The organism is Mycobacterium gastri, assembly GCF_002102175.1.
Taxonomy (GTDB): domain Bacteria; phylum Actinomycetota; class Actinomycetes; order Mycobacteriales; family Mycobacteriaceae; genus Mycobacterium; species Mycobacterium gastri.
In genome coordinates this window covers 1-13,548 of the sequence record NZ_LQOX01000154.1, presented here as the reverse complement: position 1 = coordinate 13,548, position 13,548 = coordinate 1, and the positions used below count along the sequence as shown (strand labels likewise).

The 13,548-nt window shown below is 67.3% G+C and carries 12 protein-coding genes and 1 pseudogene; 10 read left to right on the top strand and 3 right to left on the bottom strand.

Annotation, left to right across the window (positions count from 1 at the left end; all coding sequences use genetic code 11):
* Window position 1 precedes the first annotated feature (1 nt).
* Both AWC07_RS26145 and AWC07_RS26140 read right to left on the bottom strand, forming a co-directional pair.
* Entirely contained in the window at window positions 2–988 is a 987-nt protein-coding gene (locus AWC07_RS26145) for a thiamine pyrophosphate-dependent dehydrogenase E1 component subunit alpha (RefSeq protein ID WP_085105290.1), read from the bottom strand.
* A gap of 46 nt (window positions 989–1,034) precedes the next feature.
* Window positions 1,035–1,910: a mycofactocin-coupled SDR family oxidoreductase gene (locus AWC07_RS26140; protein ID WP_036418936.1), complete on the bottom strand. Its 876-nt coding sequence runs from the start codon at window positions 1,908–1,910 to the stop codon at window positions 1,035–1,037.
* Between the two features lie 232 nt (window positions 1,911–2,142).
* Here AWC07_RS26140 and AWC07_RS26135 point away from each other — a divergent pair, with 232 nt between their 5' ends.
* The 10 genes from AWC07_RS26135 (at window position 2,143) to AWC07_RS26090 (ending at window position 12,849) form a co-directional block, all read left to right on the top strand.
* Window positions 2,143–3,363, top strand: a complete 1,221-nt coding sequence (locus tag AWC07_RS26135) for a CaiB/BaiF CoA transferase family protein (RefSeq protein WP_036418939.1) — start codon at window positions 2,143–2,145, stop codon at window positions 3,361–3,363.
* Window positions 3,364–3,769: 406 nt separating this feature from the next.
* A complete protein-coding gene (locus tag AWC07_RS26130; protein ID WP_036418942.1) occupies window positions 3,770–4,039 on the top strand; it encodes a metal-sensitive transcriptional regulator in 270 nt (89 codons plus the stop codon).
* Between the two features lie 45 nt (window positions 4,040–4,084).
* Entirely contained in the window at window positions 4,085–4,507 is a 423-nt protein-coding gene (locus AWC07_RS26125; protein ID WP_036418919.1) for a DUF302 domain-containing protein, read from the top strand.
* A gap of 46 nt (window positions 4,508–4,553) precedes the next feature.
* The gene (locus AWC07_RS26120) at window positions 4,554–4,910 is read left to right on the top strand and encodes a carboxymuconolactone decarboxylase family protein (protein ID WP_036418944.1); all 357 of its coding nucleotides are present in this window, start codon (window positions 4,554–4,556) and stop codon (window positions 4,908–4,910) included.
* A gap of 175 nt (window positions 4,911–5,085) precedes the next feature.
* Window positions 5,086–6,975, top strand: a complete 1,890-nt coding sequence (locus tag AWC07_RS26115; RefSeq protein WP_036418922.1) for a PE family protein — start codon at window positions 5,086–5,088, stop codon at window positions 6,973–6,975.
* A 110-nt stretch (window positions 6,976–7,085) separates the two neighbouring features.
* Window positions 7,086–8,327 carry an amino acid deaminase/aldolase gene (locus AWC07_RS26110; protein ID WP_036418925.1) on the top strand — a complete coding sequence of 414 codons (1,242 nt, stop codon included), beginning with the start codon at window positions 7,086–7,088 and terminating at the stop codon, window positions 8,325–8,327.
* A gap of 43 nt (window positions 8,328–8,370) precedes the next feature.
* Complete coding sequence (locus tag AWC07_RS26105; protein ID WP_036418926.1) at window positions 8,371–9,576, top strand: M28 family metallopeptidase; 1,206 nt, start codon at window positions 8,371–8,373, stop codon at window positions 9,574–9,576.
* On the top strand, window positions 9,573–10,859 hold the full coding sequence (locus AWC07_RS26100; RefSeq protein ID WP_036418929.1) for a D-arabinono-1,4-lactone oxidase: 1,287 nt from the start codon (window positions 9,573–9,575) through the stop codon (window positions 10,857–10,859). Before AWC07_RS26105 ends, AWC07_RS26100 begins: the two co-directional genes overlap by 4 nt.
* A 102-nt stretch (window positions 10,860–10,961) precedes the next feature.
* Window positions 10,962–12,326, top strand: a complete 1,365-nt coding sequence (locus AWC07_RS26095) for a wax ester/triacylglycerol synthase domain-containing protein (RefSeq protein ID WP_036418932.1) — start codon at window positions 10,962–10,964, stop codon at window positions 12,324–12,326.
* 220 nt (window positions 12,327–12,546) lie between these two features.
* Window positions 12,547–12,849, top strand: coding sequence for an ANTAR domain-containing protein (locus AWC07_RS26090; RefSeq protein WP_051508244.1), 303 nt, complete (start codon window positions 12,547–12,549; stop codon window positions 12,847–12,849).
* 10 nt (window positions 12,850–12,859) lie between these two features.
* On the opposite strand, the pseudogene AWC07_RS27880 reads toward AWC07_RS26090, so the two are convergent.
* Window positions 12,860–13,548, bottom strand: a pseudogene (locus tag AWC07_RS27880) (PPE family protein); the annotation flags it as partial.

Genomic DNA, 13,548 nt, shown 5'->3' with positions numbered 1-13,548 from the left:
CTTACCCCGGAAACCCGACCGGCGTGGCGTACACGTCACGTTCGAGTTCGTCGACAGACGGTGACTCGGCGTTGAGCACCGCACTCAAAGCCGTCTCCACGGCATACAGTGCAGCGTCGTCGATGGCGCTGAGCTCGTCCTCCCCGCAGATTCCGGCTTCTGCGAGGTGGTTGCGCAAGCGTGGCACCGGGTCGGCCGCCATGGCCGCCGCCAGCTGATCCCTTGGCATGTAGGGCATCCGGTCACCGAAGTAGTGACCGCGGAAGCGAAACGTCACGCACTCGACGAAGGTGGGACCGCCGCCGCCGCGGGCGGTGTTCACCGCGTCGTCGAGTGCCGACTTGACCGCCAGCGGGTCGTTGCCGTCGACCGTGACGCCCGGCATGCCGTAACCGGCGGCCCGGTCCGCGACATGTTGGAGCTTCATCGTGGCCGACGTCGGTGTCATCTCGGCATACAGATTGTTCTGGCACACGAACACCAGGGGGAGGTCCCAGAGCGCGGCCATGTTGGCCGCCTCGTGGAAGGAACCCGTGTTGGTGGCGCCGTCGCCGAAGCTGACCACCGTGACCCGGTCCAGGCCCTTGCGTTTGCCGGCCAGCGCCAGTCCGACGGCCACCGGCGGCCCGGCCCCGACGATGCCGGTCGAAAGCATCACGCCCACAGCCGGATTGGCGATGTGCATGGTGCCGCCCTTGCCTCGGCTCGCGCCGACCGTGCGCCCCAGCATCTCCCCGAAGATCTCCGTCAGCGGCACTCCCTTGCCGATCAGATCGTGCAGCCCCCGGTAGGTCGTCACCAGTTGATCGTCGGGCCGCAACACCACGCCCATGGCCGCGGCGATGGCCTCCTGCCCACGGGAAGGCCAGTACACGCAGATGAGCTCCCCGGTGCTGATGCCCTTGGCCAGCCGGTCGTCGGCCGCTTTCATCAGCGCCATCAGCTCATAGAGGCGTCGGAAGGCAACCGAACCGTCGGGGCTCACCATGGCCCTCCAATGCCTATGTGCTGCAGCCGAATTAACCTCATCGCCGTCACCCGCCGGACCACGGCTTGACCTTGAGAAAGCCGCCGCCGTCCACCCGCAGCTGCTGGCCGGTGACGTAGCGCGCCGCATCGGAGGCGAGGAACAACACGGCCTCGCTGATGTCCTCGGGTTCGACGTAGGGGATCGGCATCGCTTGCACCACCGGAAAAACCGGTTCAGCATCCTCGCGGGTGGGGTTCTTCAAGTCCGGCCGGAAAGCCCGGTACATGGGGGCACTGTGCAACATGTCGGTGTTGACATTGGTCGGGTGTATGGCGTTCATCCGGATGGAGAAAGGGGCCAGCGCCAGGGCGAAGTCGTTGACGTAGTGCGCGGCAGCGATTTTCGCGAAGGCGTAGCCGGCTCCGCCGGGGCCGCCGTCGATGCCGGTGGTGTTCATCGACGACATGAACGCCGCATTGGAACCGATGACGATGATCGACGCGCCGGCGCTCAGATGTTTGAGACTGGCGTGCACCAGGTTGAGCACCCCGACCAGGTCCACGTCCACCGCGTCGGCGAAGGCCTGCGGTGGCAGGCCGGCCGTCAGCGGGCAGATGCCGGCGTTGGCAACCACGATGTCGAGATGGCCCAGCTCGGCAACCGCGTTGTCGATCGCCGTCGACAACGCGGCACGGTCGCGCACGTCGGCGATAGCGGTGATGGCGCGCCGGCCTTCGTTTTCCACCAGACGTGCCGTCTCGGCGAGGTCCTCGGGCCGGGCCAGCGGGTACTCGTTCGTTTCGATGTCGGCGCACAGGTCTACGGCGACGATGTCGGCGCCCTCGGCGGCGAGCAACCGTGCGTGCGAGCGTCCCTGCCCGCGGGCCGCTCCACTGATGACCGCTGCCTTACCGGCTACCCGGCCCGCTGTCCGGCTCATCACCACCCCTGCCCGCGTACCGGAACCGACGACCCGCATTGGGAGTCAAAGCCGTTCGCCGCCTGCGGCAACAGCCCACGGGTGCACCGCACCGGCGTCGAACCATCGGTGGTTCCCATCGCATCTCTTCCGAAAGAACCGCGCGTACCTGCAGCCGGGGTATCTTCATTCGCTACGCTAGCTAGAATATCTAAAATAGCAAGGAATGGCGTGCGGTGACCAAGGGGATTGCATGACAGGGGTGCTCAACGGTGTCCGGGTTGTCGAGCTGGCGTCGTGGACCTACGTACCGTCGGCCGGTGCCGCCCTGTCGGATTGGGGCGCCGACGTGATCAAGGTGGAGGGCGTCGCGGCGGGCGATCCCGGCCGGGCATTGGTGGTGGGTGGTTTCACCCGCGAAGCGGCCCGGGTCGACGCCGACTTCATCCTCGAGTTGGGTAACCGCGGCAAACGCAGCATCGCGATCGACATCAAATCCGAGGCCGGCCGTGAGCTGTTTGGCCGCCTGCTGGCCAGTGCCGATGTGTTCCTGACCAATTGGCTGCCCGGCGCCCTCCAGCGCGCCCGGCTGACCGTCGAGGACATCCGCTCGTTCAACCCCAAGATCATCATCGCCAGAGGAACGGGACTAGGCGTGCGCGGCCCGGATCGCGATCGCGGTGGCTTCGACGCCGCCACCTACCTGGCCCGCGGCGGGGTCGCATACACCCTCACACCCTTCGGCAGCGAGACCCCCGCTGTGCAGGGGCCGGCGTTCGGCGACTTGCAGGGCGGGGCGACACTCGCCGGCGGGGTGTGCGCCGCGTTGTTTCACCGGGAACGCACCGGGGAGCCGTGCATCGTCGACTCGTCGCTACTGGCTCAGGCGATGTGGGCCATCGCGCCGTCGATTTCGGCGGCCGACTTTTTCGACATTGACGGCATTCCCGGGGCGCCGCCCGGGTTGGCCGTCAATCCGCTGGTGAACCGGTACAAAACCAGAGACGGCAGGTGGATTCAGCTGGTGTTCTTACAACCCGACAAATACTGGGCCGGATTTTGCCGGCGGATGGGACTTGCCAAGTTGGCCGCGGACGAGCGGTTCGTGCCGTCGCGCAACCTCATTGCCAATGCGGCCGAAGCCACGCAGATCTTCGCCACCGCGTTTGCCGGTCACGATCTCGCACACTGGCAGCAGGTGCTCGAGGACGAGCCCGGCGTGTGGGCGGCCCTGGCGACGCCGCGGGAAACCCTCAACGATCCGCAGGTGCAACCCAACGGGTACGTGGTGACCAACCTCGACGACCACGGGCAGCCATACCGGATCGTGGCCGCGCCGGTTCAGTTCAACGAAACACCGCCGGCTCCCGCGCGTGCCCCGGAGCACGGGCAGCACACCGAGGAGATTCTGCTCGAGCTCGAGGTGGACTGGGACGACATCGCACGGGCCAAGGATCTCAAAGCGATCCTGTGAGAGCGGACGGCTACCGAGCGGGGGCTGCCCGGCGGGCGGCGATCTTGGCGCGCACGGTATCCATGTCCGGTGATTTCATCTGGTCGATCAGATTCGCCAGCACCAGTACTGGTCTACAGCCAGCCCGGCGCGATGCCACCGGCGGACCTCTCGTAGATCGGGGCGAACGCGTGGCAAGGGCGGCCGTAGGATTGCCCAAAAGTCAACCAGCACAAGTGGATTGTCGGTAACGGCGGACTCGAACGTGTCGTGGGTAAGATTGACGGTGGTCATTGTCGGTCCTTCCATCCGAGGATACTGATCCAAGAACAAATACCCCATGGGGTATATACCGGTGTCTTCGCTGGCTATTCATACCCCCCGGGGTACTATGGTCGATAAGACCGATGAGACGGGAGGATCCACCATGATTGGTGACCAAGACAGCATGGCTGCGGTACTGAACCGGCTGCGGCGCGCCCAAGGGCAGCTTGCCGGAGTGATTTCGATGATCGAGCAGGGCCGCGACTGCAAAGACGTGGTTACCCAGCTGGCGGCGGTGTCGCGGGCGCTCGACCGGGCCGGGTTCAAGATTGTGGCCACCGGCCTACGGGAATGCATCACCGGAGCCCGGTCCGACGGCGCCGCGCCGTTGAGCGAAGCCGAGTTGGAGAAGCTTTTCCTGGCACTGGCCTGAACAGAGTTCCGAAAGAGTCCGAAAAGAATAGAGGAGATATTGGTGATGGATATTGCATTGTCGACCACGTTGCACACCGGCTTCGACGAGGCGGTCAAGCGCACCCGCGAAGCGCTGGCTCAGCAAGGCTTTGGCGTCTTGACCGAGATCGACGTGAAGGCAACCCTGAAAGCCAAACTCGACGAGGACATGGAGAACTACCTGATCCTCGGCGCCTGCAATCCGCCGCTGGCGCACCGCGCAATCGAGGCGACCCGCCAGATCGGCACCCTGCTGCCCTGCAATGTCGTGGTGCGATCGGACCCCGAACAGGCCGGCACCATCGTCATCGAAGCGATGAACCCGCGGCTGTTGGCCGACGTCACCGGTGAACCGAAGCTTGCCCCGATCGCCGATGAAGTCACCGGCCGGATCCAAGCCGTCATTGACGAGCTGCAACGTTCGGATGCCGCGACCGAAAGGTCATAGGTGAAATCGGTCCGGTCCCACCCATACGCAGGGTGTAATGACGGCTATGTCAGATGAACACCATCATCAGGTCCTCGAGGATCTGCGGCCGCAACACCGGGCGCTTCGGAATCAGATTCCGGACGTCTACAAGGGATTTGCGGCCCTGAGCGGCGCCGCGCTCACCGACGGCGCCCTCAGCCGTAAGGTCAAGGAACTCATGGCGATGGCGATCGGGGTCGTACAGGGGTGCGACGGCTGCATCGCCTCCCATGCCCAGGCCGCGGCCCGCGCCGGTGCCACGGCCGAGGAAGCCGCCGAGGCGATCGGTGTCACCATCCTCATGCATGGGGGACCGGCCACCATCTACGGCGCTCGGGCCTACACCGCGTTCTGCGAATTCGCCGAGACCAAGCCATCCTGAGCCAAGCAGCCGGCGGCAGCCGCGAGATCGCTGAAACATTGCGGGGCCATCCGGCGAAACATCGGTAGGTCTCCCGGAAATGCGGGGTGTGCTGACCCGATGGCGATACCCTTTGCCGAGGGTTGATGGCGACCGGGCGACCGCCGGGTTTCCGTGACGTGGTGGGAGGTCCCTGATGTCGTATCTCATCGCGGCCCCAGAGCTGGTGGCGGCTGCGGCAACGGATCTGGCGAGTGTTGGTTCGTCGATAAGTGCGGCCAACGCTGCCGCCGCCGCGCCTACGACGGCAGTGCTGGCGGCCGGTGCCGACGAGGTGTCGGCCGCCATCGCTGCCCTGTTCGGGGCGCATGCTCAGGCCTATCAGCTGCTCAGCACCCAGGCAGCGGCATTCCATGAGCAGTTTGTGCGGCTGCTCACCGCGGGTGCGGGCTCGTATTCCCTGGCCGAGGCGGCCAATGTCTCGGCCGCACAATCATTGCAGCAGGACGTGCTCGACCTGATCAACGCGCCCACCCAGGCGCTGTTCGGGCGTCCACTGATCGGCAACGGCACCAACGGAGCGCCGGGGACGGGTCAAAGCGGCGGTGACGGCGGGATCTTGATCGGCAACGGCGGCAACGGCGGGTCCGGCGGCATCAACCAGGGCGGTGGTAACGGCGGCAACGCCGGCCTGTGGGGCAATGGCGGTGCCGGGGGAGCCGCGGGGAACTCGACCACCGCCGGTCTCAACGGGTTCAACGGCGGCGCCGGGGGCAACGGCGGCCTGCTGTGGGGCAACGGCGGTGCCGGTGGCGCCGGCGGCAACGGCGGCCCTGCGCCACTGGCCGGTGGCGTTGGCACCACCGGCGGCAACGGCGGCAACGGCGGCGGCGCCGGGCTGATCTACGGCTTGGGTGGCGCAGGTGGAAACGGCGGAATCGGGGGAGCCGCGCCGGCCATCGGTCCCTCGCCGGGCATCATCCCCGCGGGCGGTGTCGGCGGGACCGGCGGAGCCGGCGGCGGGGCGGCGGCCCTGTTCGGCGTCGGTGGCGCGGGCGGGACCGGCGGGGCCGGCGGCCTCAGCAACGCGACGGTCCAGAGCGTGGGTGGCTACGGCGGCATGGGTGGTCTGGGCGGACAGAGCGGACTGCTGTACGGCGCCCCGGGCGCCGGCGGAGCAGGTGGAGCCGGTGGAGCCGGGGACGGAACCTTCGCCAGCTTCGGCGGCCACGGTGGGTCCGGTGGAGACGGGGGCGCGACCGGCCTGTTAGGCAACGGCGCAGTCGGCGGTGACGGCGGGCTGGGGGGCGACGGCGGTAGCGGAGGCGTCGGCCAGGGTGGCCAGGGCGGCATCGGCGGTCTCGGCGGCACCGGAAGCCCCGGTGGTCTGCTGATCGGCAATGGCGGCGCGGGCGGCAACGGCGCACTCGGTGGCAATGGCGGCCCCGGCGGCACCACCGGCTTTGCCGGCTCGGGCGGGTTCGGCGGCGCCGGCGGCGATGCCCAGCTGCTCGGGATCGGAGGTGTCGGCGGCAACGGCGGTGGTATCGGCGCCGGCACCACGGCCGCGGTGCCGGTCACTTCGCAGCCGGTGGGCGGCATCGGCGGCAACGGCGGTCGCTCCGGATATCTGTTCGGCACAGGTGGCAACGGCGGCAACGGCGGGGCCACCAGCACCAACGGAGCGCTGTATGCCAGCGGCGGCAATGGCGGCAACGGCGGCCTGATCTTCGGCAACGGCGGCACCGGTGGCAACGGTGGCGCCGGCGGCGGCACCAGTGTCGGCAGCGGTGGCCAGGGCGGCAACGGCTCGTTCTTCTTCGGCAACGGCGGTGCCGGCGGCACCGGCGGCGCCAACGGCCAGGGCGCCGGCGGCTCCGGCGGGTCGGGTGCGGTGTTCTTCGGCAACGGCGGTGCCGGCGGTAACGGCGCCCCCGGCGGCTTCGGCGCGGGCGGTAACGGCGGCAGTGCGGTGATCATCGGCAACGGCGGCAACGGCGGAAACGGCACCGGCTTGGCAGCCGGGGGCAGCGGCGGGGCCGGCGGATTCCTCTTCGGCCAAAACGGGACGACCGGGTCGCCCTGATCCGGCGGGACGCACCGCGGCCGCCTATCGCAAACGGCGCAGCCGGCACGCCATTCGGCATACATCATCGATCTGCTGCCAGAGTCCGTCACGTTCAGTAAGGTGACGGCGTGCCTGAGGTGGGTCGCGAGCAGCGTGCCGACGAGCCGCTCAGGCTCGACGCGCACGGTCGGCTGCGACGGTACGAGAAGGCATTCGCCGCTCTGGACGCACCGTTTGCCTTCGTCGACCTCGACGCGATGTGGGCCAATGCCGGTCAGCTGCTTTCCCGCGCGGGTGACAAGCCGATCCGGGTGGCGTCGAAGTCGTTGCGGTGCAGGCCGTTACAGCGCGAAATCCTCGACTCGAACGCTCGATTCGACGGGCTGATGACGTTCACGCTGGCCGAGACTCTGTGGTTGGCCGGCCACGGCTTCGACAACCTGTTACTCGCCTATCCGACGACCGATAGGGCGGCACTGCCCAAGCTCGGCGAGCTCACCGCCGAGGACCCCGAACGGGCACCGATCGTCATGGTCGACAGCGTCGAACATCTCGACCTGATCGAAAATGCAACAACCAAGCCGGTGCGGCTGTGCCTGGACCTCGACGCCGGCTACTGGCGAGCCCGCGGGCGGGTGAAGATCGGGCCCAAGCGCTCACCGTTGCATACGCCGGAACAGGCCCGAGCGCTCGCGGTGGAGATCGCGCGCCGGCCGTCGCTGACGCTGGTGGCGTTGATGTCCTACGAGGGTCATATCGCCGGGTTCGGCGACAACGTGGCCGGCAAGTCCGCCCAGAACGCGGCCGTTCGGTGGATGCAGCGGCGGTCCTTCGCGGAGTTGCGGGAACGTCGCGCCCGCGCCGTCGAGCTGGTGCGCGAGGTCGCCGACATCAAGATCGTCAACGCCGGCGGCACTGGCGACCTTCAGCTGGTTGCCCAGGAGCCGGCGATCACCGAGGCCACCGCCGGCTCGGGGTTCTACGCGCCGACGCTGTTCGACTCCTACTCGACGTTCGCCTTGCGGCCGGCGGCGATGTTCGCACTGCCGGTATGCCGCCGGCCCGACGCCAACACCGTGACCGCGCTCGGAGGCGGCTATTTGGCCAGCGGCGTCGGCGCGAAAGACCGCATGCCCACCCCGTACCTACCGAGCGGGCTCAAACTGGACCCGATGGAAGGCACCGGTGAGGTCCAGACGCCGCTGTCCGGCGCGGCGGCGCGGCAACTGAAGATCGGCGACAACGTCTACTTCCGTCACACCAAGGCCGGCGAGCTGTGTGAGCGGTTCGATCGGTTGTATTTGGTTCGGGGCGCGCAGATCATCGACACCGTCCCGACCTACCGGGGTGAGGCTCGCACGTTTCTTTAATGATGGAATGGTTCGCCGACGGACCGCGCGACAAGGAGCTGCCATGACTGCGATCACCGCATTGCCGACCGAATTGGCCACGATGCGTGAGGTCATCGAGACACTCGCACCGATCGAACGCGGCGCCGGCGACCCCGGCGAGCAGGAGGCTGCGGTCAAGATCGTCGAATACCTACGCGCCGCCGGGGCGCAGAACGCGCGGATCGAAGAGGAACAGTTCTATGACGGCTACCCACAGCTGCACGCCAAGCTGTCGGCGGTTGGCGTCGGGGCCGCTGTCGCGGGGCTGATCAGCCGACGGTTGCGGGTGCCTGCCGGGCTGGCGGGTCTGGGTGCGGGGCTGGCGATCGCCGACGACTGTTCCAACGGGGTACGCGTCGTGCGCAAGCGACTCCAACAGCCCCGAACGACATGGAATGTCGTGGCCGAAGCCGGTGACCCCACCGGAGAGCGGACGGTCGTGGTGTGCGCTCATCACGACGCCGCGCACAGCGGCAAGTTCTTCGAACCCGGCTATCAGCGATTCTTCGTCGAGCGATTCCCGGGGATCGTCGAACGCATCGACACCTCACTGCCGAACTGGTGGCCGTCGATCCTGGCGCCGGCGGTGGCCGGTGCCGGCGCGCTGCGGGGCAGCCGCAAGATGATGCTCGCCGGGGCCGTGATGAGCGCGATCGGGGTGGCGGCGTTCACCGACATCGCCCGCAGCCCGATCGTGCCCGGCGCCAACGACAACCTTTCCGCCGTCGCGCTGATCGTCGCGTTGGCCGAGCGGCTACGCGACCGCCCGGTGCAGGGTGTGCGGGTGCTGCTGGTATCGCTAGGGGCCGAGGAGCAATTGCAGGGTGGCATCTACGGTTTCATCGCCCGCCACAAGTCCGAGCTGGACCGTGACCACACGTATTTCCTCAACTTCGACACCGTCGGCTCGCCCGAACTCATCATGCTCGAAGGCGAGGGCACCACGGTCATGGAGGACTACTACTATCGGCCGTTCCGTGATCTGGTGGCCCGCGCCGCCGAGCGCGCCGACGCGCCGCTGCGGCGGGGCCTGCGATCACGTAACAGCACCGACGCCGTGATCATGAGTCGGGCGGGCTATCCGACCGCCTGCTTCTCGTCGTTTGACCGACACAAGGCGCTGTCGAACTACCACCAAATGTCCGATACCGCGGAAAACGTCGTCTACGAGACGGTGATGCACGCGGCGACGGTGGCCGAGTCCGTGGTGCGGGAGCTGGCCCGGTGAGCACCGTGTGGCGCAACTGGGCCGGCGATCAGGTGTGCGCCCCGTCGGAGATCGTCCGGCCCACCTCGGAAGCCGAGCTTGCGGACGTCGTCGTCAAGGCTGCCCGGCGTGGCGAATGCGTGCGCGCCGTCGGCACCGGGCATTCGTTCACCGACTGCGCGTGCACCGACGGGGTGATGCTCGACATGAGCGGCATGCAGCGGGTCATCGACGTGGACGCGGCGGCAGGTCTGGCGACGGTGCAAGGTGGGGCCAAGCTGCACCCGCTGTTCGCACAGCTGGCCGAGCGTGGGCTAGGGCTGGAAAACCAGGGCGACATCGACAAGCAGTCGATCACCGGAGCAGCCGCAACCGCCACGCACGGCACCGGGGCGCGCTTTACCAACGTGTCGGCGCAGGTCGTCTCGCTGCGCTTGGTCACCGCCAGTGGTGACATCCTGACCTTGTCGGAGGGTGACGACTACCTGGCAGCGCGGGTGTCGATCGGCGCGCTGGGGGTGATCTCTCAGGTCACGCTCAAGGTCGTGCCGCTGTTCACGCTGCATCGCGACGACGAGCTGCGCCCGCTGGCCGATACGCTCGAGCGACTCGACGAGCATGTCGATAACAACGACCACTTCGAGTTCTTCGTGTTTCCCTACGGCGATACGGCGCTGACCCGCACCACCCGGCGCAGTGACGAGGAGCCCAGGCCGGTGCCGGTGTGGAAACGCACGATCCACGACTATGCCGAAAATGCCGGGCTAAGCCTGATCTGCCGCGCCGGCCGGCAATTCCCCAGTACCGCACCGTCATTGAACCGACTCATGACGAACTTGATGTCGCCGGCCACCGTCCGGGATCATGGCTGGAAGGTCTACGCGAGCGCGCGCAACGTCAAGTTCACCGAGATGGAATACGCGATCCCGCGTGAACACGCGCGCGAGGGCGTGCAGCGGGTCATCGACCTTGTGCGCCGCCGCAACCTGCCGATCATGTTCCCGCTCGAGGTCCGCTTCGGCGCCCCCGACGACGCGTTCTTGTCGACCGCGCACGACCGGGACACCTGCTACATCGCCGTGCACCAGTACACCGGCATGGAGTTCGAAACCTATTTCCGCGCCGTCGAAGAAATCATGGACGAGTATGCGGGCCGGCCGCATTGGGGTAAGCGCCACTATCAGAGCGCCGGCACGCTTCGTGATCGGTATCCCGCGTGGGACCGCTTCGCGGCGGTCCGCGACCGCCTCGACCCCAACCGGGTCTTTCTCAACGACTACACCCGGCGGGTGCTCGGCCCCTGACGAGGCGACCAATGGCCCCACTTGCAGGGACCAAAGTCCTTGGCTACCAACACGCTAGTGACCGCAGCCGGCAGGCATCGTACGTTTGTCGGTGGAGCAATCATGACTGAATTCATGCGCAACAGCGATGCCTTTACCTGGGCCATGGAAACCGACCCACGGCTGCGATCGACGGTGGTCACGCTCGTGCTGCTGGATCGGACCCCGGACTGGGACGAGGTGCGGCGACGATTCGACCTGATCAGCCGGGAACTGCCGATGTTTCGCCAGCGGGTGGTGGAATCTCCGCCGCCCGCCCCGCCGCGGTGGGAGGACGACGCGGACTTCGACTTGGACTATCACATGCGGCGGGTGGCCGTTTCGGGAGCCGGCACCCTCGACGACGTGCTCGAGATGGCCCGAGTGGCCGCGATGCAGGATTTCGACCGGGCCCGGGCCCTCTGGGAGGCGACGCTGGTCGAGGGCCTGCACGACGGCGCCGCGGCGGTGATCTGCAAGTTCCACCATGCCCTCACCGACGGTGTCGGGGGCATCCAGATCGCGATGCGGCTATTCGACCTTTCCGCAGAGCATTACGAGCTGGAGTCACTGCCCGCCGCACCGGAGATACCCCAGCCGTCTCGCCTGGAGGGATACCGCGATTCGTGGCGCTATAGCGCCTCGTTGCTTGCCAACGTGGTGACCGGCACGGCACGGCAGGTACCGCAACTGGTGTACGGCGGTATCCGGCGGCCCATCTCGACGCTCCGGTCGGCAGCGGCCAACGCGGCCTCGGTCTACCGGACGGTCCGGCCGCTCAACCGCACGGGTTCACCACTGATCAGGGAGCGCGGCCTGATCCGGCGCCTCGGGGTGCACGAGGTGCCGCGGCTGCAATTGCGCGATGCCGCGCACCGGTGTGGCGGCGCGCTCAACGATGCGTTTGTCGCCGGGGTGGCCGGCGGGTTACGCATCTATCACGAAAAGCACGGCGTTGCGGTTGGCGATTTGCACCTGACCATGCCGATCAGCTTGCGGACGGACACCGATGACATGGGTGGAAACCGAATCACGTTGATGCGGTTCGACATTCCCGTCGGCGAGGCTGACCCGGCGAAACGGATCAAGGCCATTCACGAGCGCGTCGGCGCGGTGCGGCAGGAAAAGTCGCTGCCCTACACCCAGGTGATTGCTGGCGTTCTCAACCTGATGCCGCGTTGGTATATCGGCTCGGTGCTGCGCCACGTTGATTTCCTGACCAGCGACGTACCCGGGATCCCGGTGCCGGTGTTCCTCGGAGGTGCGGCAGTGCGCACGCAATACGCGTTCGGCCCGACGATCGGCTCGGCCGTCAACGTCACGCTGCTGTCCTATGTCGATACCTGCGCACTGGGCATCGACGTCGACACCGCCGCCATCCCCGACTACGACGTCTTCCATGACGCTCTCGTCGCCGGCTTCGACGAAGTATTGGCGCTCGCAGGCTAATTGGCGCTGACGGTGGACCTGACACCGGATGAGGCACTCGCCTCGGTTGCCGGTATCGAGGTGATCACGGGCGGATACCAATGTGGGCGGCGGCCTGGCACTGCGGAGCCGATACCCGAATCATGGCACGGTAGCCGGTGCGGCTCACCCTGGTGACCCGCCCCCGGGGCCGAGGTGTTTGTGGTGGGTATCGGGACGATTCGACAGGAGTTGACAGGGCATGACGGCCAACTGGGTGCCGACCCAGATCTCGGGTGGCCCGAACGCTGGTCGCATTCTCGACACCGCGCGGGGCATTCTCATCGGGCTGCGCCGGTGCCCCCCGGGGACTGCACTCGATGAGTTGCACACGGCGGCACAACGTCACAAGGTGTCGGTGTTCGCGATGGCATGGGCGTTGGTCCATCTCGCGGGTGACGGCGCAACATCTCACGTATTCGCCGATGCCCAATCGGCGGTTCGGCGCGAGTGGGGTCAATGGTTTGCCCGCCCGGCTGGTTCTCCCGCCGGGTCGACCGGCTGAGGGCCGGCACTCAGAATCTGAACAAGCCCGCGCCGGTGTTTCCGAAGCCGAAAATGCCGGCGAGCAGGTTGGGCAGGGTCAGCGGAAGGGTTCCGGTGTTCGCGAGGCCCGATACCGCGCTACCGAAGTTGAACAGCCCTGAGGTGCTGGTGCCGACGTTTTGGTAACCCGAGCCGCCGAAAAGTCCGGCGGGATTCACGTTGAACAGACCCGAGAGGCCCAACCCACGATTGCCGAACCCTGAGCTGCCCCCGCCGCCGGTGTTGAAGAATCCCGACGAGGGTGCGGTGCTGGTGTTGCCGAAACCCGGCGGCGGCGGGACGTCGAAACTCGCGATCGTGGTGCTGGGCAGCGTGATGCTGGGAATCGTGAGGCCCGGGACCGTGAAGCCGTCGAGGTGCACGGGCGGGATCGTCAGGCCCGGAATGGTGAAGGGATCGAGCTTGATGGGATTGACGGCGAGTTCGGGAATGCTGAAGGCGCCCAGCTTGATCGGCGGGACGTTGATGTCGGGCAGGGTGATCGGCGGCAGGCCGAAGGAGTCCACGCCGATCGGGTTGATGGTGAACGGAGTGGTGGTGGCCCCCGGAATGCTGAAGGCGCCCAGCTTGATCGGCGGGATGTTGATGTCGGGCAGGGTGATCGGCGGCAGGCCGAAGGAGTCCACGCCGATCGGGTTGATGGTGAACGGAGTGGTGG